The organism is Ruegeria sp. CH10 (genome assembly GCF_056537125.1).
Map to the genome: position 1 here is coordinate 378,602 of NZ_JBQFQY010000004.1, position 17,563 is coordinate 396,164.

At 61.8% G+C, this 17,563-nt stretch carries 14 protein-coding genes and 1 riboswitch; of the genes, 12 read left to right on the forward strand and 2 right to left on the reverse strand.

All coding sequences use genetic code 11. From position 1 onward, the window contains the following. The first annotated feature begins 361 nt into the window (after window positions 1–361). The 5 genes from ACRZ94_RS14640 (at window position 362) to ACRZ94_RS14660 (ending at window position 4,907) form a co-directional block, all read left to right on the forward strand. Window positions 362–1,045: a DnaA N-terminal domain-containing protein gene (locus ACRZ94_RS14640; protein ID WP_480797656.1), complete on the forward strand. Its 684-nt coding sequence runs from the start codon at window positions 362–364 to the stop codon at window positions 1,043–1,045. A gap of 16 nt (window positions 1,046–1,061) precedes the next feature. Beyond that, on the forward strand, window positions 1,062–1,670 hold the full coding sequence (locus tag ACRZ94_RS14645; protein WP_480797657.1) for a DUF4178 domain-containing protein: 609 nt from the start codon (window positions 1,062–1,064) through the stop codon (window positions 1,668–1,670). Next, the gene (locus ACRZ94_RS14650) at window positions 1,667–2,968 is read left to right on the forward strand and encodes a DUF4178 domain-containing protein (protein WP_480797658.1); all 1,302 of its coding nucleotides are present in this window, start codon (window positions 1,667–1,669) and stop codon (window positions 2,966–2,968) included. Before ACRZ94_RS14645 ends, ACRZ94_RS14650 begins: the two co-directional genes overlap by 4 nt. 176 nt (window positions 2,969–3,144) lie before the next feature. Continuing rightward, a complete protein-coding gene (locus ACRZ94_RS14655; RefSeq protein ID WP_480654587.1) occupies window positions 3,145–3,369 on the forward strand; it encodes a DUF350 domain-containing protein in 225 nt (74 codons plus the stop codon). Continuing rightward, entirely contained in the window at window positions 3,366–4,907 is a 1,542-nt protein-coding gene (locus ACRZ94_RS14660) for a polyamine aminopropyltransferase (protein WP_480797659.1), read from the forward strand. Before ACRZ94_RS14655 ends, ACRZ94_RS14660 begins: the two co-directional genes overlap by 4 nt. On the opposite strand, the gene speD is transcribed toward ACRZ94_RS14660, so the two are convergent. After that, window positions 4,878–5,255 (reverse strand): adenosylmethionine decarboxylase, encoded by a 378-nt coding sequence (speD, locus tag ACRZ94_RS14665; protein WP_480797660.1) that lies wholly within the window; start codon window positions 5,253–5,255, stop codon window positions 4,878–4,880. The two genes, ACRZ94_RS14660 and speD, sit on opposite strands and share 30 nt — an antisense overlap. 176 nt (window positions 5,256–5,431) lie before the next feature. On the opposite strand from speD, the gene ACRZ94_RS14670 reads away from it, so the two are divergent. Both ACRZ94_RS14670 and ACRZ94_RS14675 read left to right on the forward strand, forming a co-directional pair. Beyond that, the gene (locus ACRZ94_RS14670; RefSeq protein ID WP_480797661.1) at window positions 5,432–8,221 is read left to right on the forward strand and encodes a bifunctional aconitate hydratase 2/2-methylisocitrate dehydratase; all 2,790 of its coding nucleotides are present in this window, start codon (window positions 5,432–5,434) and stop codon (window positions 8,219–8,221) included. 112 nt (window positions 8,222–8,333) lie between these two features. Next, window positions 8,334–9,221 carry a LysR substrate-binding domain-containing protein gene (locus ACRZ94_RS14675; protein ID WP_480654595.1) on the forward strand — a complete coding sequence of 296 codons (888 nt, stop codon included), beginning with the start codon at window positions 8,334–8,336 and terminating at the stop codon, window positions 9,219–9,221. A gap of 12 nt (window positions 9,222–9,233) precedes the next feature. Here ACRZ94_RS14675 and ACRZ94_RS14680 read toward each other — a convergent pair whose 3' ends face one another. Next, complete coding sequence (locus ACRZ94_RS14680) at window positions 9,234–10,124, reverse strand: LysR family transcriptional regulator (RefSeq protein ID WP_480654597.1); 891 nt, start codon at window positions 10,122–10,124, stop codon at window positions 9,234–9,236. A gap of 104 nt (window positions 10,125–10,228) precedes the next feature. Between ACRZ94_RS14680 and ACRZ94_RS14685 the strand changes: the two genes are divergently transcribed. The 5 genes from ACRZ94_RS14685 (at window position 10,229) to ACRZ94_RS14705 (ending at window position 17,563) form a co-directional block, all read left to right on the forward strand. Continuing rightward, a complete protein-coding gene (locus ACRZ94_RS14685; protein WP_480654599.1) occupies window positions 10,229–11,779 on the forward strand; it encodes a proton-conducting transporter transmembrane domain-containing protein in 1,551 nt (516 codons plus the stop codon). Between the two features lie 14 nt (window positions 11,780–11,793). Further along, window positions 11,794–14,196 (forward strand): YbcC family protein, encoded by a 2,403-nt coding sequence (locus tag ACRZ94_RS14690; RefSeq protein WP_480797662.1) that lies wholly within the window; start codon window positions 11,794–11,796, stop codon window positions 14,194–14,196. A gap of 47 nt (window positions 14,197–14,243) precedes the next feature. After that, window positions 14,244–14,348, forward strand: a riboswitch (TPP riboswitch). A 32-nt stretch (window positions 14,349–14,380) separates the two neighbouring features. Next, window positions 14,381–15,361: a thiamine ABC transporter substrate binding subunit gene (thiB, locus tag ACRZ94_RS14695; protein ID WP_480797663.1), complete on the forward strand. Its 981-nt coding sequence runs from the start codon at window positions 14,381–14,383 to the stop codon at window positions 15,359–15,361. Continuing rightward, entirely contained in the window at window positions 15,337–16,884 is a 1,548-nt protein-coding gene (locus ACRZ94_RS14700; protein ID WP_480797664.1) for a thiamine/thiamine pyrophosphate ABC transporter permease ThiP, read from the forward strand. The genes thiB and ACRZ94_RS14700 overlap by 25 nt, the downstream gene beginning before the upstream one ends. Then, entirely contained in the window at window positions 16,871–17,563 is a 693-nt protein-coding gene (locus ACRZ94_RS14705; protein ID WP_480797665.1) for a thiamine ABC transporter ATP-binding protein, read from the forward strand. The genes ACRZ94_RS14700 and ACRZ94_RS14705 overlap by 14 nt, the downstream gene beginning before the upstream one ends.

Genomic DNA, 17,563 nt, shown 5'->3' on the forward strand with positions numbered 1-17,563 from the left:
GTAAGAAAACAAGGGCTTAACGCGCGCCTGTTGATTCGGGGTGCATGAAAGGCGGCTTAGGCGCCAACACTATGCCAAGCCACAGGATTTAGGGGGTCGTTTACGACCTGAAGACTGCATTTAGGGGGACAAAAAGCCCCGATAAGGGGTCATACAGCATGTCCCCCATCACCAATACTTCACCATTTTTATTTTATTATTCAGGAATGGGATTTGCGGAGTTTGATCCGAAAATCAGACTCCGCTTGACAGAATCGCAGCTTTGGACGCTAATCAGCGCATCAACTTGAAAAGCGTTGGCAAACGGCGCAGGGAATTGCGGTATATCCGCTTGAGGCAGTAGAGAGCAGTGAGAACGGGAATGCATGTTGCAAAACCGGTCGGGCGAAATGCGCCTGCCTTAAAATATGATATTCTATCCGCACTGACGGTGCATGCCCTGTCTGGCGACAAACACAGGCAGCGCAGCATCCTGCGTATCATCGCGCTCATCACCACCCGCTACAATTGGCGAACCAACGAGCTTTCCATCGGTCGCGAGGAAATTTCCCGGTTGTGGTCTGTCAATGAACGTACGGTCAAACGCGAGATGGCCAAGCTGCGCACGATGGGATGGATTTCAGTCAAGCGACCCGCGGTGCGTGGTCGGGTGGCGGTGTATGAAATCGACCTCAAACAGGTGATGTTGGACACGTCCGAGATTTGGCCGGTGATTGGAACCGATTTTCATGCGCGTATGTCGGATGAGCCGGAAACGGATAACACGGTTGTTCCCTTCACGGCAAAACCCGCACCGCCCGAAGCGACAGGGGGGGATGTCTGGGGGCAGGTGCAAACCATCCTGCACGGGCGCGACCCCGAGCTTTGGGCCAGCTGGTTCAGGCATCTGACCGAGGCCGGCAGGGCAGGGGGCGTCGTGACTCTGATGGCCCCGTCGCGGTTCATGGCGGATTACATCGCACAGAAATGGAGCGGGCGCTTGCTTGCCGCTTATAACCGGCTAGACCCCTCGATACGCAACCTGCGTTTTGAGGCTGTTGAATGATGTACGAGCAGATCAGATGACAGAATTGACCTGCCCCAATTGCGGTGCGGCGTGTCCGGTCACATTGCGCAGTGCCAAGCTGGTGACATGTCTGTCCTGCAGCACGACCCTGATGCTGAACGGTGCGCATGTGGAGGGCGCAGGCGAGCAAGGGGTGATGCATGATGCACCGATGCTGTTTCAGATTGGCGATACCGTTGAACTGGGCGACTCACCCCTTCTGATCCTTGGTCATGCGCGGTTTTCTTACGGGCGTGGGTTCTGGGATGAATTTTGTACGACCGATGACAGCGGCGCGGTGATCTGGGTCTCGGTCGATGAGGGCGATGTGGTGGAACAACGGCGTATCCCCGATGGTCAGGCGCCCCGTGCGCAACCTCCGTTCAAGCCGGGTGAAACGATAGAGTTTCAGCGCTCCACCTATGTGGTGAGTGAGGTCGAGCAGGCGGAGTGTGTCGCCCTGCGGGGGCAGTTCGACGAAGCGCTGCACGTGGGTGAGACCTATGATTTCGTCAATGCCTCGGCCGATGGCTACAGCCTGCTGTCGGCTGAGTTCTGGGATGGCGGCGCATCCTGGTACGTGGGGCGCTGGCGCGATCCGTTTGGGATAAAGGTGCAGAGATGACCCGCGCGCCGGATCTGACGACGATCAATTGCACCTCATGCGGGGCTGGGCTGGACGTTTTGGGCGGTGGCCGGGTAATCGTCAAAATCTGTGAATATTGCGGATCAGAGCTGGACGCCCAAAATAATTATACCGTTCTGCGAAAGTTCGCTGATTTGCAGAGACCCCATACGCCGCTATCGCTTGGGATGCGCGGCACCTTCTATGATGTCGAGTTCGTCATCGTTGGGCTGGTGGAACATACCGAACGCTGGGCAGGGCGGGTGTTTACCTGGATCGACCATCAGCTGTATTCACCAACCCATGGCTATGCCTGGCTGACGCTGGAAGACGGTCATCTGGTGTTCTCGCGGCGCTATCGCGGGGAGGGCTGGATATCCGAGCATTGGGTTGAAACCGCGGACCACCCGCCATCCGTGCGCACCAGTCAGGGCACGTACCGCTATTACGAAACCACCCACAGCACGATCACCTATGTCGAGGGCGAGTTTACCTGGAGCCCAAAACTGGGTGAGCGCACGGTGACAATCTCGGCCATGTCGGACGCGGCGATGCTGGGGTTTTCGGAAACGGGGACCGAGCGGGAAACCTATCGCTCGATCTATGTCTTTAAGAAAGAGGCCGAGGCTGCGTTTGGGCAGCCGCTGGACATAACCCAATATCGGGTTCATCCGCTGCAACCCTTTGTCGAAGGTAAAAACTATCAGTTTCTGCTAAAAAGCGCCTTCGTGTTTGCCGCCATCTGCGTGATGCTGGCCTATGGGTTCAGCCTGTATAGCGGGCGGGATGTTGTACGCTCTTACAAAATCGACGTGAGCGATCTGCCGGTTGAGATACCGCTGCCGCTGGAGGCGGATAACAAGCTGGCGTCGATCAGGCTGCAGGGGAATGTGCAAAACAGCTGGGCTTATCTTGAGATGGGGATGACCGATCCGCAGGGCGTTCCCCTGTTCGAGGCCGGGCGGACCATTGAATACTATTACGGGCGCGACTCGGATGGCGATTGGCGCGAGGGGTCATCCTCGACGGAATTGCGGTTCCGTCCCGAGCAGTCCGGCACCTATACGCTGGCCCTGTCGGTGGCCGACGAAGGGTTCTGGACCGGGGTCGGGGCAGGGCGGACAGCGAACCAGCCCGTATCGCAGCTGACGCTGGATGTGCGGGCGGGGCAGTTCACAGGCAGATGGATGGCGATGCTGGCGGCGGCGTTCGGGGCATTGTTCCTGGTTCAATTCGCGCGTAAAGCCGTGCACCGATGGGCCCGCTGGTCCGGGTCTGACTGGGTAGACGAGGATTAACGTGACGCCGTTCCGGATCATTTTTCTTGCGATCTCAGTCGTGGCCATCGGGGCCACGGGATACGTTTCTTATTACGGGTACGGATCGGAAAGCCGTGACCTGGACACATCCGTGCGCGTCGGCAGTGGCGGCGGCGGGTATTATCGATCAAATCGCGTCAAATAGCGGGGACATCATGGATTATTTTGCAGCCATTCAGATTGCCGAGGTGATCAGCACGATCTTTTACACCTTCCTGGGCGTCGCGCTGATGTGGGCGGTGTGGAAGGTGATCGACTGGCTGACCCCGTTTTCCATCGTGCGTGAGATCGAGCATGATCAGAACATCGCGCTAGCGATCGTGATCGGGCTGCTATTCGTGTCGGTCGCCATCATCATCGCGGCTGTCATCCTGTCATGACACCGGCCCGCGCGGTCGAGGCGCGCGCCGCGTGGCTGTTGGCGGCGACGTTTCTGGTTGCCGTTGCGGGCCTGATCTATGAGCTGATCGCGGCGACCCTGTCCAGTTATCTGCTGGGGGATTCTGTCCGGCAGTTTTCGCTTGTGATCGGTATTTTCCTGTCGGCGATGGGTCTGGGGGCGTGGTTGTCGCGCTTTGTGACCCACGCGTTTTCCGGCTTTGTCTGGGCGCAGATCCTGCTGGGGATTGTCGGCGGGTTCATGGCGCCGGTGCTGTTTCTGAACTATGCGTGGATGGGTCATGTGGCGACGCCGCTATATGCGGCGCTGATCCTGATCGGGGTTTTGTCGGGGATGGAAATCCCGCTGATCGCGCGGGTTCTGGAAGAGATCGGCGCGCTGAAGTTCCGGTTCGAAAACGTGCTGAGCGTGGATTACGTCGGCGCGCTGGTGGCGTCGCTGGCCTTTCCGCTGTTGGTGATCCCGCATCTGGGGCTGATGTCGGCCAGCCTGGCCTTTGGCGGCCTGAACCTGGCGGTGGCGGGTCTGTCTTTGCTGGTGTTCCGGCACTGGGCCAGCCGGTTGCAGGTGGCGGTCTGGGCGCTGGCGCTGACGGCGACGCTGGTGGCGTTGTGGCATTCGGAAAAGCTGGTCTCAGTCACCGAGGCCGAGCTGTTCGAGGATGATGTGATCCTGTCCGAGGCGACCCCCTATCAGCAGATCACCGTGACGCGCTATCGCGACCGGGTGCGGCTGTTTCTGGATCACTCGATCCAGTTCGATACGCTGGATGAACATCGCTATCACGAACCGCTGGTGCATCCGGCGATGGCGCTGGCCCCGCGCCGGGCGCATATTCTGGTGTTGGGCGGTGGCGACGGCATGGCCGTGCGCGAGGTGCTGCGCTACGCCGATGTCGAACAGGTGACGCTGGTGGATCTGGATCCCCGCGTGACCGAGATTTTCCGCGACCACCCCGATCTGTCGGCGCTGAACGATCATGCCCTGTCCGATCCGCGGGTCACTGTTCTGAACCAGGATGCCTGGCAATTCCTTGAGCGGGATGCGGGGGTTTATGACGTGATCGTCATCGACCTGCCGGACCCGAAATCCATTGCCCTGTCGCGGCTCTATTCGCGGCAATTCTACGGGCTGGCCGTTGAAAGGCTGAGCGGGCAGGGCCTGTTGGTGACGCAAGCCGGATCGCCATTTTTCGCGCGGCAGGCGTTCTGGTCGGTGGTGGAAACCCTGAACCACAGCCGCAATCCGCAGCAGCCGGGGCAGGGGCTGCATAGCCTGCCTTATCACAGCTATGTGCCCAGCTTTGGCGAATGGGGCTTTGTGCTGGCCTCGCAAGAGCCGCTGTCACAGCGGGATTTGCAATTGCCTGAGGGGCTGACCTATCTGACCGATGATGTGTGGCAGGCCACGCAGGTCTTCGGCGCAGATATGGGCCCCGTTCCGGCCGAGGTGAACACGCTGCAGACCCATGTTCTGACCGGCTATTACCTAGACGGGTGGGAGCACTGGTTCCGCTGAACCCCGGCTGATGCGGGTGATCTCGACCCGGTCTGGGCGCAGCTCCCGTTCCAGTATGTCGGCGGCAATCTCGGGTTGGGCTGCGCCGCACATAAAGATGTCGATGGCGGCATAGGCTTTCTCGGGCCATGTGTGGATCGAGATATGGGATTCCGCCAGCAACAGCACGCCGGTGACGCCGCCATGCCCGCCGAATCTGTGCAGCTTGCTGGTCAGAACCGTGGCCCCGGCGGCCCGGGCGGCGCGTATCAGGGCGCGTTCGATCCGGTCCGCGTCACGCAGCGCATCGCCCCCGAAATGATCGATCAGTAAATGAGTACCCGTCGCCGGGGGTCTGCCAACATCCATATACCGCACTTAGCCTTTGCCGGGTGAAATGGGAAGGGACCGACCGGGTGCGCGCAGATGGTCTATTGAAATCTGTGGGGGAATAGTATACCGCCGCATACAAACAAATGCCGGACCGTATAGATCATCGCGACTCCGGCCCTGATCGCCACCAGATGCAAACAGCCGGAATAGCCATGAGCCTTTATACAGATTACCTCAGTGAGATTGAAACCCGCAAAGCCGAGGGCCTGCACCCCAAGCCCATCGATGATGCCGCATTGGTCAAAGAGATCGTGGATCAGATCAAAGATGCAGGCAACGAACACCGGGACCAGTCGCTGCAGTTCTTTATCTATAACACACTGCCCGGCACGACGAGTGCTGCGGGGGAAAAGGCCAAGTTCCTGAAAGAGATCATACTGGGCGATGCGGTGGTCGAGGAAATCTCGGTTCCTTTCGCGTTCGAGCTGTTGTCGCACATGAAGGGCGGCCCCTCGGTCGAGGTTCTGCTGGACGTGGCCCTGGGTGATGATGCGGCGCTTGCTGCTCAGGCGGCTGAGGTGCTGAAATCGCAGGTCTTCCTCTATGAGGCCGACACCGACCGGTTGAAGGCGGCGTTTGAGGCGGGCAACCCGGTGGCGCGCGATATTCTGGACAGCTACGCCAAGGCCGAGTTCTTTACCAAGCTGCCCGATCTGGATGAAGAGATCAAAATCGTGACCTATGTGGCGGCCGAGGGCGATATCTCGACCGATCTTCTGTCGCCGGGCAATCAGGCGCATTCGCGGTCAGACCGAGAGTTGCACGGCAAGTGCTTTATCTCGGACAAGGCGCAGCAGGAGATTGAGGCGCTGAAACTGCAGCACCCCGACAAGCGCGTCATGCTGATCGCGGAAAAAGGCACCATGGGTGTGGGATCGTCGCGGATGTCGGGCGTGAACAACGTGGCGCTGTGGACGGGCAAACAGGCCAGCCCCTATGTGCCCTTTGTCAACATCGCCCCCATCGTGGCGGGCACCAACGGGATTTCGCCGATCTTCCTGACCACGGTCGGCGTGACCGGCGGCATCGGCATCGACCTGAAGAACTGGGTCAAGAAAGTGGACGGCGAGGGTAACCCGATCCTCAACAATGATGACAGCCCGATCCTCGAACAGAAATATTCGGTCGAGACCGGCACCGTCATGACCATCAACACCCGCGACAAAAAGCTGTATGACGCCAGCGGTGAGACTGAGCTGGTGGATATCGCGTCGTCCTTCACGCCGCAAAAGAAGGAATTCATGGTTGCGGGCGGGTCTTATGCCATTGTCTTTGGCAAGAAGCTGCAGACATTTGCCGCCGAAACACTTGGCGTCGAACAGACCCCGGTCTTTGCGCCGTCCAAGGAAATCACCCATGACGATCAGGGTCTGACGGCGGTTGAAAAGATCTTTAACCGCAACGCCGTGGGCGTGGCCCCCGGCAAGGTTCTGCACGCTGGATCGGACGTGCGGGTCAAGGTCAATATCGTGGGCTCGCAGGACACCACCGGGCTGATGACCAGCCAAGAGCTTGAGGCGATGGCCGCCACCGTCATTTCGCCGGTTGTGGATGGGGCCTATCAGTCGGGCTGTCACACGGCCTCGGTCTGGGACAAGAAGGCACAGGCCAACATTCCGCGCCTGATGTCCTTCATGAACAATTTCGGCCTGATCACCGCGCGCGACCCCAAGCACGAATATCATGCGATGACGGATGTGATTCACAAGGTGCTGAATGACATCACGGTCGATGACCGCGCCATAATCATCGGCGGCGACAGCCATACGCGGATGTCCAAGGGCGTGGCGTTTGGCGCGGATTCGGGCACCGTTGCGCTGGCGCTGGCCACGGGGGAGGCGACGATGCCGATCCCGGAATCGGTCAAGGTGACCTTCAAGGGCAAGATGGCCGACCATATGGATTTCCGCGACGTGGTGCACGCGACGCAGGCGCAGATGCTGAAACAGTTCGGCGACAACGTGTTCCAGGGCCGCATCATCGAGGTGCATATCGGCACCTTGCTGGCGGATCAGGCGTTCACCTTTACCGACTGGACGGCCGAGATGAAGGCCAAGGCGTCGATCTGTATCTCGGAAGATGACACGCTGGTCGAATCGCTGGAAATCGCCAAGCACCGCATTCAGATCATGATCGATAAAGGCATGGAGAATGAGGCCAAGACCCTGCAGGGCCTGATAGACAAAGCCGATGCACGCATCGCCGAGATCAAATCGGGCACCGTGCCCGCGCTGACCCCGGATGCGGATGCGAAGTATTTCGCCGAGGTTGTCGTTGATCTGGATGAGATTGACGAGCCGATGATCGCCGACCCGGATGTGAACAACGCGGATGTGTCGAAACGCTATACCCACGATACGATCCGTCCGGTGTCTTATTACGGCGGCGACAAAAAGGTCGATCTGGGCTTTGTCGGGTCGTGCATGGTGCATAAGGGCGACATGAAGATCGTGGCCCAGATGCTGCGCAATCTGGAAAAGGTTTCAGGCAAGGTTGAGTTCAACGCGCCACTGGTTGTGGCCGCGCCGACCTATAACATTGTCGATGAGCTGAAGGCCGAAGGCGATTGGGAAATCCTGCAGCGCTATTCGGGTTTCGAGTTTGACGATCTGTTCCCGAAAACCTCGGCGCGCAAGGAATATGAAAACATCCTGTATCTTGAGCGCCCCGGCTGCAACCTGTGCATGGGCAATCAGGAAAAGGCCGAAAAAGGCGACACGGTTCTGGCCACCTCGACCCGCCTGTTCCAGGGTCGCGTGGTTGAGGATTCGGACGAGAAAAAGGGCGAGTCCCTGCTGGCCTCGACCCCGGTTGTGGTGCTGTCGGCTATTCTGGGCCGGACCCCGAAGATCGAAGAATACAAGGCCGCGGTGGAAGGCATCGACCTGACCAGCTTTGCACCGCCCGCCAAGCCCGAGGTCACGAACTCGGCGCATTTCTGAACCCGCTCGGGCCGGTTTGCACAGAACCGGCCCGATCTTTTTGCATCAGTGGTTTTCCTGATCCGGTCCGCTGATCTATGGTGGCTGCAAATGCCCAGCCACGAGTGACCCCATGAAATCGAAAATCAGCCTGAAGCAATTGCAGGCCCTTGAAGCGGTTGTACGGCAGGGTAGTTTTACCCTTGCCGCCAAAGAGCTTGGGGTGTCGCAGCCGACGGTGTCCAATCTGGTGTACTCGCTGGAACAGCACTATCAGTGCCGTTTGCTGGACCGGTCGGGCACGACGATCACCGCCACCCCGTTGCTGAGCAAGATACGCGGCGACATCAAGGCGCTGATCGCCTTGCGCGACAGCATCGATACCGTGCTGACGGCCGAACAGGACCTGCATTCCGGCAGTTTCCATATCGGCTATTCGACTTTTCAGATTGCCATCCCGGTAATGTCCGAGTTCGTGCGCGCCTACCCGGCGGTGGATGTGACGGCCCGTGCCATGGCCAGCCATGATCTGTTGCCGATGCTTTATACCGGCGAATTCGATGTCTGCCTGTTCACCGCCAAAGAGCTGCCGCCCGATCTGTCCGGGATCAAACTGGCGGATTCGACTGTTGGATTGATCGTGCCCGAAGGTCATCCTTTGACAGGCGCAAAGGCGGTAACATGGCAAGAGGTCGAAGCGCTCAAGCTGATCCAGCGCGAGCCGACATCCTCGACCCGGCGGATTTTTGAGGCCGCAGCGCGGCTGCGGGGGGTCAAGCTGACGACGATTTTGGGCCTTGGGTCCTGGGGCTCCATCCGGTCGCTGGTGAATTCGGGGGCCGGGGTCGGGGTGGCGCTGGCGCAGGAATGCGAGAATGAGCCCGGTATTCGTTTTGTCCCCATCGAGGATAAGAATCTGACGGTCGCGCATTTTCTGGCCTGTTTGCCCGCAATGCGTCAGACCGCCGCCGTTTCCAGCTTTTTCCGCATCACCGAGCAGTTGCACCCGGCCCGAGGCTGAGTTTTGGGTTCTTCAGGGCGTGAAGGCCGGGTCGGGCTCATGCGCCAGCAGGTCCTGCACCAGCGGGTTGGGAAAGCGGCGGCGCAGGGTGATGGCGTAGAAGGTTTCCTTGATCCGGGGGTGTTCGCGGGCTTCGACCAGCCGGCCTGATGTCAGCTCATCCGTCACAACGATCGGGGCCACAAGGGCAAGGCCGATATCTTCGCGCACCAGCAGGCGCATCATCGCCATATCATCCACCTCGGCCGCGATCTGGGGGCGTTCCGACAACCGGCTGGCCATCGCGTCAAAGGCGGTGCGCACGCTGCTGTCGGTGGTGGGCAGGATAAAGGGCTGTTCGTGCAACAAGTCCTTGATTGGGCGATCCGGGTCCAGACGGTCGGGCGTGCCAACGATGCTGACGGCCTGTTCCGCGATCTGGTGGGTCTCGAACGGGGTCAGGCTGTCATCGGGGGGCGGGCGGTTCATCAGCACCAGATCGAGGTTCAGGGTTTCAAGCCCCTCCATCAGCTCGGTCGGGCTGCCCGAGCGCAGGATCACCTCAACATCCAGCCGCGACAGGATCGGGCGCAGAAACCCGATCTGAAAGTTGCGCGACAGCGTCGCCAATGCCCCGACGCGCAGGGCTTTGCGGGTCTGCACCGTCTCGGTCAGGGTGGCCACAAGCTCTTGCCCTGTCGAGAAAATCGCGTCGGCATGGTCCAGCGCGATACGCCCGGCCTCGGTCAGGTAAAGCTGCCGCCCGCGGCGTTCAAACAGATCATGGCCCAGCCGTTCCTCAAGCTGTTTGATCTGCACCGACAGGGCCGATTGCGACAGGTTCAGCCGCTGCGCCGTTCGGGTCAGGTTGCCGTCATGGGCCACGGCCCAGAAATAGCGCAGGTGATGATAGTTCAAAGGCATATCGTTCTAAATAATAGAATGATACTGATAGAACAATGTATTTTTAACGGCAAAGAATCTGTCCTAACTGACTGTCCCAAACCGATGATCCAGGGACCGTCACCATGTTCTACCTTTTTCTGCCCCTTCTCAGCCCGCTGATCCTGATCGCTGCTGCGATCCATGCCGGGCGTCATCCGGGCCTGCGCCCGGGGCGCGTGCCGCAGATTGCCGAGGCGGCGGCGTTCGCTGCCTTTCTGGTGGCGGGTATCTCTGCAACCCTGCTGGTGGTCTTTGGCCCCGGAACCTCGGGCCTGATCGGGCTGCTTGGGGTTGGGCTGTCGGTCCGGTTGGATGCGGTCAGCGCGGTGATGCTGGTGCTGGTCAGCTTTATCGGCTGGATCGTGTTGCGCTATTCGGCCACCTATATGGATGGTGAGGCGCGGCAGGGGACGTTCACGAAATGGATGGCGCTGACGCTGGCCTCGGTCCTTTTGCTGGTGATGTCAGGGAACCTGATCCAGCTGCTTTTGGCCTGGACTGCAACCAGCCTGGCCTTGCATAAGCTGCTGTTGTTCTATCCCGAACGCGCCACGGCTCAACGGGCGGCCCGCAAAAAGGCGCTGGTGGCGCGATTGAGCGAGGGCGCGCTGGCGCTGGCCATAGGTCTGCTGATCATCGCCATGGGCACCACGGATATTCATACGATCCTGACCACGGTACAGGCCGGATGGATGACCCTGACCGCAGCGCTGCTGATCGCGGTGGCGGCGGTGCTGGCCTCGGCCCAGTTCCCGGTACACGGCTGGCTGACCGAGGTGATGGAGGCCCCCACGCCAGTCTCGGCTCTGTTGCATGCCGGTGTGATCAATGCGGGCGGCTTCCTGCTGATCCGTTTTGCCGATGTGATGCTGGTGGCGCCGGGGGTGATGGCCCTGTTGGTGATGCTGGGCGGGTTCACGGCGCTGTTCGGCGGGCTGGTGATGCTGACGCAGCCAGCGGTCAAGACCTCTCTGGCGTGGTCGACGATTGCGCAGATGGCGTTCATGGTGATGCAATGCGGTCTGGCGCTGTTCCCGCTGGCGCTGCTGCATATCGTGGCGCATTCGCTGTATAAGGCGCATGCTTTCCTCAGCTCGGGCGAGGCGGTCAGGAACGTGGCCGCAATCCACCGCCCCGGACCGATCGCGGTGCCCTCGGCCAGCAATGTGTTGCGCGCCTTTGGGACGGCAATCGTGATCTATGCGCTGGTCGGCACTGTGCTGGGTTTTGACGGCAAATCGGTGCAGGCCATCGCCCTTGGCGTCATCCTGATCTTTGGCGTGGCCTATCTGCTGGCGCAGGGCTTTGCCGATGCCGCGCCGCGCCAGTTGACGCAGCGCACGGTGGTTTATGCGCTGGTGACCTCGGTCAGTTATTTCGCGCTGCAGGTCATCGCACAGCACCTGACCGCCGGGGCCTTGCCCGCCACCCCCGCGCCGGGGCCGCTGGAATGGGCGCTGATCGTGCTGGCGTTGCTGAGCTTTGGCTTCGTTGCCGTGGCGCAGGCCACCTTCCCGCTGTGGGCGTCGCATCCGGCGGCGGCGGGGCTGCGGGTGCATCTGTCAAACGGTCTCTATGCCAATGCCATTTTCGACAAGTTTCTGGACGGTTGGTCCAGACGGTCCGCAGCCTGAAAGGAACTGATGTGATGTTTGCAAAGCTTGAAGCATATCCCGCACCGCTGCTGGAACTGGTGGCCGAGGCGAAATCTGCCGCCCATGCGATCCCGCCGCTGTTCCCGCTGTCGTCGAACGTTGCCGTGAACCCGTTTCTGGGTCAGGCGGATGAGCCGCTGGCCGTGACCTCGGCCCGGCTGGCGCGGGTTGCGGGCACGCGGATCACGCCGGACCGGGCGCATTGGGCCGCCAAGTTGGATGCCGGTGAGATCACCGAGGCCGATATTCTGGATGCGCTCTCAGCCCTTGCTGGGCAGTTCAATACGCCCAGCCTTGAGGATGTGAAAACCGGGCTTGGCGCCGAGGCCCCGCAGCCCGTGGCCCTGCCTACCGTGGCTGAATTAGCGGCTGAGGTGTCTGGCACAGACTGGCCCGGTCTGATCGAAGACCGGATCGGTATCTGGGCCGCCAGCCATTTCGATCAGGGTCAGGCCCTGTGGCAGCAGGCCCGCACGGGCGGCGCGTTCAGTGCCTGGCGCGAGTTTGCCTCGCGCGATCTGACGCCGGAAATTCATGGCCTGGCTGGGTTTGGGGCGTTTGTTGCGGGCACCAACCGCTCACACTGGCGCGCCATTGGCCGGTCGTCGGAACGGCTGGGGCTGAGCACGGATGCCGCGGCCACCGCCTATCACCGCTGGCTGACGACCCTGGGCGGATGGGCGCAATACGCGCGCTATCTGCTGTGGGAGGCCGAGCTGAACGGCGAAGCGGACAACACCGTGACCGAGCTGCTGGCCGTCCGCATGGTGTTTGATGAGGCGTTGCTGGACCTCTACGAGGATCAGATCGGTGAAAAATGGGCCGGGGTCGTGGCCGCGCATGAATCCCCGGTAACCCCGGATATGGATTTCGTCATCGACGCGGTGCTGCAAGAGGCGGCTGAGCGGGCACAGCAGCGCGCTCTTGCGGACAGGTTGCTGCCGGGCGCGGCGCGCCCGTCGGGGGGCCGGGCGCAGGTTCAGGCCGCGTTCTGCATCGATGTGCGGTCCGAAGTGTTCCGCCGCGCGCTTGAGGCGCAGGATACCGGGATCGAAACGCTGGGCTTTGCCGGGTTCTTTGGTTTGGCCAGCGCCCACAAGGCCGCCGGGTCTGATGTGACCGAGCTGCACGGCCCGGTTCTGTTGCAGCCTTCGGTCTGCTCTCAGGCCAAGGAGTCTGCGGGCAAGGACCTGTCCCGGCGCTATACGGCGCGGGCGAAACGGGCCTGGGGCCGGTTCAAGCTGGCGGCTGTGTCCTCGTTTGCCTTTGTCGAGGCGACGGGGCCATTGTATGCGGGCAAGCTGATGCGCGATGCGCTGGGTGTTGGCGGAAAGACCAAGGTCGATCCCGCACCGCAGCTGGATCCCAATATCGATCTGAGCGCGCGGGTCACGATGGCCAAAACGGTGCTGACGGCGATGTCATTGACCGACAATTTTGCCCGCATCGTATTGCTGGCCGGGCACGGTGCGGATGTGACCAACAACCCGCATGAAAGCGCGCTGCATTGTGGCGCTTGCGGCGGGCACGCGGGGGACGTGAATGCGCGGCTGCTGGCCGGGCTGCTGAACGATCCGCGGGTGCGTTCCGGGTTGGCCGAACAGGGGGTCGAAATTCCCGAAGACACGATCTTTGTTGCGGCGATGCATTACACCACGACCGACCGGGTGCATCTGTATGAGCAGGATTTGCCGGCGGGCAACTGGTCGGGTGATCTGGCGCGTTTGAAAACATGGCTGGCAGCCGCAGGACAGCTGGCGCGGGCGGAACGCGCCGTGCGTCTGCCGCGTGCGGCCAGGGCTACCGATATTCAGCGCCGGGCGCAGGACTGGGCCGAAACCCGCCCCGAATGGGGTCTGGCCGGGTGCCGCGCCTTTATCGCCGCGCCGCGCCACCGCACGGATGGGGCGGATCTGGCGGGGCAGGCGTTCCTGCACAATTATGACTGGCGCAAAGATGACGGGTTTGGCGTGCTGGAGCTGATCATGACCGCGCCGGTGGTGGTCGTCAGCTGGATCAGCCTGCAATATTATGGCTCGACCGTGGCCCCGCGCCTGTTTGGTGGCGGCAACAAGCTGCTGCACAATGTGGTCGGCGGCATTGGCGTGCTGGAGGGCAACAACGGCGCCCCCCGTCCGGGCCTGCCGTGGCAGTCTATCCATGATGGCGAAGGCTATCAGCATGATCCGCTGCGTCTGTCGGTGGTGATCGAAGCCCCGCACGCGGCGATGTCGGACATCCTGAGCCGCCATCCGCAAGTGCGGGCGCTGTTCGACAATGGCTGGCTGCATCTGATCGCGATGGATGAACAGGGCAAACTGGCCTGGCGCTATACCGGCGATCTGAACTGGACCCCGATGACCTCCGCGCCCGATCAGGCCATCGCGGCTGAATAAGGACAGGGGGGAAAGGGTTGTAATCCGGCCCATTCCCGCCTAGTCACACCCTCACCTCGGGGTGCGTGAGAGATCGCGCTGAGATGCCAGTGGCGAACCCGTTGAACCTGAACCGGCTAGAACCGGCGGAGGGAAAGGTGTCGGATCCATCCATCCTTGCCCTCTCGCCGCAATGGAGGATGACATGAAACATCTGATGATTGCTGCGGGACTTCTGAGCGCGACCACGGCGGTGGCCGCCGATAAACCTCAGCTGACCGTGTATACCTATGACAGCTTTGTCTCGGACTGGGGCCCCGGCCCGCAGGTCAAAGAGGCGTTCGAGGCGATCTGCGACTGCACACTGAACCTTGTGGGCATCGAGGACGGTGCGGCCCTGTTGTCGCGCATCCGGCTTGAGGGTGAAACCTCGGACGCGGATGTGGTACTGGGTCTGGACACCAACCTGATCAACGCCGCCAAGGACACCGGCCTGTTTGCGCCCAGCGGGGTCAGCGCCGAGTATGACCTGCCGATCGAGTGGACCGATGAGGTGTTCGCCCCCTATGACTGGGGCTATTTCGCGTTTGTCCACAACGCGGATGCGGCGGCCCCTGCGAATTTCGCGGAACTGGCCAAGAGCGACACCAAGATCATCATCCAGGACCCGCGCTCATCCACCCCCGGTCTGGGGCTTTTGCTGTGGGTGCAGGCCGCCTATGGCGATGAGGCCGAGGATATGTGGGAAGGTCTGGCTGACAATATCGTCACCGTGACCAAAGGCTGGTCCGAGGCGTATGGCCTGTTCCTTGAGGGTGAGGCCGACATGGTCCTCAGCTATACCACCTCGCCCGCCTATCATCTGATCGCCGAGGAAGATGCCAGCAAAGCGGCAGCGGCTTTTGATGAAGGCCATTACATGCAGGTCGAAGTGGCCGCGAAACTGGCCAACAGCGATCAGCCGGAACTGGCGGATCAGTTCCTGAACTTCATGGTCTCGGACGCATTCCAGCAGATCATTCCCACGACCAACTGGATGTATCCGGCCGTAACCCCGGCTGACGGGTTGCCCGAAGGGTTCGATACCCTGATCGTGCCCGAAAAATCGCTGCTGTTCACCCCGGATGAGGCCGCCGCGGTGCGGGATCAGGCGCTGGCGGAATGGCTGAGCGCGCTCAGCCAGTAAGCCCATGGCCGGGCATTGGCGCGGCGGCTTTGGTGGCCGCGCTGATCCTTGGGACATTGGCCGCCGTGGGCCTGCGCGCCGAGGCGTTGGGCGGGTTCGGACCCTCGGACTGGGCCGCGTTGCGGTTCACCTTGGTTCAGGCGGTTCTGTCCGCGCTGTTCAGCGCCGCGCTGGCCATTCCGGTGGCGCGCGCCCTGGCCCGGCGGCGGTTTGCCGGACGGCGGGTGCTGATCGCGCTGTTGGGCGCGCCTTTCATTCTGCCGGTCATTGTCGCCATCCTTGGGCTGTTGCAGGTCTTTGGCCGGGCGGGCTGGATCTCCGAGCTGTTGGGCCTCTTTGGCCTGCCCCCGATCCGCATCTATGGGCTGCACGGTGTGGTGCTGGCCCATGTGTTTTTCAACCTGCCGCTGGCCACGCGGCTGATCCTGCAGGCGTGGCAAGAGGTTCCGGCGGAACGGTTTCGGCTGGCTGCGCAGCTGGGCTGTGACGGCTGGGCCATGTTCCGTCTGATCGAATGGCCGATGCTGCGCCGCATTCTGCCGGGTGTCTTGGCGGTGATCTTTGCGATATGCCTGACCAGTTTTGCCGTCGCTCTGACATTGGGCGGCGGGCCGCGCGCCACGACGCTGGAACTGGCGATCTATCAGGCGTTTACCTATGATTTCGATCTGGGCCGCGCGGCATTGTTGTCGGGGTTGCAACTGGCCCTGACCACCGCTGCCGCGCTGGCGGCGCTGAAATTTTCACGCGGCGACGGGTTCGGGGCCGGGCTGGACCGCGCCATCCGCCGTTGGGACGGCGGCGCGCCGGTTCTTGATATCGTTTGGATCGTGGCGGCTGCGGTGTTCCTGCTGCTGCCGCTGGCGGCGGTGGCGATCTCGGGCATTGCCGGGGTGTTCGAGATGCCGGCGCTGGTGTTTCGCGCGGCGGTGATCTCGGTTCTGGTGGCGGCGGCCAGCACGATGGTGCTGCTGATGCTGGCTCTGCCCATGGCGATGGCGGTGGCAACCGGGCGTCATGGCATTGTTGAGCTGAGCGGTATTCTGGGGCTGTCGGCGTCACCTTTGGTGATCGGGACCGGGCTGTTCATCCTGATCCGACCGGTGGCAAACCCCACGGCTCTGGCGCTGCCGGTGACGGCGCTGGTGAATGCGGTGATGGCTTTGCCCTTTGCCCTGCGCATTCTGGTGCCCGCCGCGCGGGATGTCGTCGCCCGCCACGGGCGGCTGGCGCTGTCCTTGGATATGGGCAAATGGGTGTTTTTCACCCGCATCCTTCTGCCCCGGATGCGGCCGCAAATCCGGTTTGCGGCAGGGCTGGCGGCAGCGCTGTCGATGGGGGATCTTGGGGTGATTGCCCTGTTTGCCGACCCGCAGATCGCCACGCTGCCCTTGCAGATCTACCGGTTGATGGGGGCTTATCAGATGCAGGCGGCGGCGGGCGCGGCGCTGTTGTTGTTGATGCTGTCGATGGGGGCATTCTGGCTTTTGGATCGAGGGGGACGGGCGCATGCTGAAACTTGAGGGCTGCTGCGTTGAGAATGGCGGCTTTGCGCTGCGGGCCGATTTCTCGGTTCCTGCCGGGGCCAGCGTGGCGATTGTCGGGCCTTCGGGGGCGGGTAAGTCCACGCTGCTTGAGGCGATTGCCGGGTTTCGCGACCTCTCAGACGGGGAAATCCTGTGGGATGGGGTGCGGATTTCCGACCTTGCGCCGGGCAAGCGTCCTTTGGCGATGCTGTTTCAGGATGGCAATCTGTTTCCGCATCTGACAGTTGAGCAGAACGTGGCCCTTGGGCTGCGCCCCAATGGGCGGCTGTCAGAGGCGGAAAACGCGCAGGTTCAGACGGCTCTGACCCGCGTCGGCCTGCCCGATTATGGCGAGCGGAAACCGGCGGAACTGTCCGGCGGACAGCAAAGCCGCGTCGCGCTGGCGCGGGTATTGGTGCAGCGCCGAAACATGCTGTTGCTGGACGAACCCTTTGCGGCGCTGGGGCCCGCGCTGAAGACCGAGATGCTGGACCTTGTTGCCCGACTGCTGGCCGAGACGGGCACGACCCTGTTGATGGTCAGTCATGATCCGCAGGACGCACGCCGCATTGCCGATCAGACGGTATTGGTGGCCGAGGGCTGCGCCCATGCGCCAGCCCCGACCGCGCAGCTGTTTGACAACCCGCCGCCCAGCCTGCGCGCCTATCTGGGCTGA

What these genes read in the sequence shown, in the direction of transcription:
- ACRZ94_RS14640 (WP_480797656.1), top strand. Translation starts at nt 362, where the DNA reads ATGCATGTTGCAAAACCGGTCGGGCGAAATGCGCCTGCCTTAAAATAT.
- ACRZ94_RS14645 (WP_480797657.1), top strand. Translation starts at nt 1,062, where the DNA reads ATGACAGAATTGACCTGCCCCAATTGCGGTGCGGCGTGTCCGGTCACA.
- ACRZ94_RS14650 (WP_480797658.1), top strand. Translation starts at nt 1,667, where the DNA reads ATGACCCGCGCGCCGGATCTGACGACGATCAATTGCACCTCATGCGGG.
- ACRZ94_RS14655 (WP_480654587.1), top strand. Translation starts at nt 3,145, where the DNA reads ATGGATTATTTTGCAGCCATTCAGATTGCCGAGGTGATCAGCACGATC.
- ACRZ94_RS14660 (WP_480797659.1), top strand. Translation starts at nt 3,366, where the DNA reads ATGACACCGGCCCGCGCGGTCGAGGCGCGCGCCGCGTGGCTGTTGGCG.
- speD (WP_480797660.1), bottom strand. Translation starts at nt 5,255, where the DNA reads ATGGATGTTGGCAGACCCCCGGCGACGGGTACTCATTTACTGATCGAT.
- ACRZ94_RS14670 (WP_480797661.1), top strand. Translation starts at nt 5,432, where the DNA reads ATGAGCCTTTATACAGATTACCTCAGTGAGATTGAAACCCGCAAAGCC.
- ACRZ94_RS14675 (WP_480654595.1), top strand. Translation starts at nt 8,334, where the DNA reads ATGAAATCGAAAATCAGCCTGAAGCAATTGCAGGCCCTTGAAGCGGTT.
- ACRZ94_RS14680 (WP_480654597.1), bottom strand. Translation starts at nt 10,124, where the DNA reads ATGCCTTTGAACTATCATCACCTGCGCTATTTCTGGGCCGTGGCCCAT.
- ACRZ94_RS14685 (WP_480654599.1), top strand. Translation starts at nt 10,229, where the DNA reads ATGTTCTACCTTTTTCTGCCCCTTCTCAGCCCGCTGATCCTGATCGCT.
- ACRZ94_RS14690 (WP_480797662.1), top strand. Translation starts at nt 11,794, where the DNA reads ATGTTTGCAAAGCTTGAAGCATATCCCGCACCGCTGCTGGAACTGGTG.
- thiB (WP_480797663.1), top strand. Translation starts at nt 14,381, where the DNA reads ATGAAACATCTGATGATTGCTGCGGGACTTCTGAGCGCGACCACGGCG.
- ACRZ94_RS14700 (WP_480797664.1), top strand. Translation starts at nt 15,337, where the DNA reads ATGGCTGAGCGCGCTCAGCCAGTAAGCCCATGGCCGGGCATTGGCGCG.
- ACRZ94_RS14705 (WP_480797665.1), top strand. Translation starts at nt 16,871, where the DNA reads ATGCTGAAACTTGAGGGCTGCTGCGTTGAGAATGGCGGCTTTGCGCTG.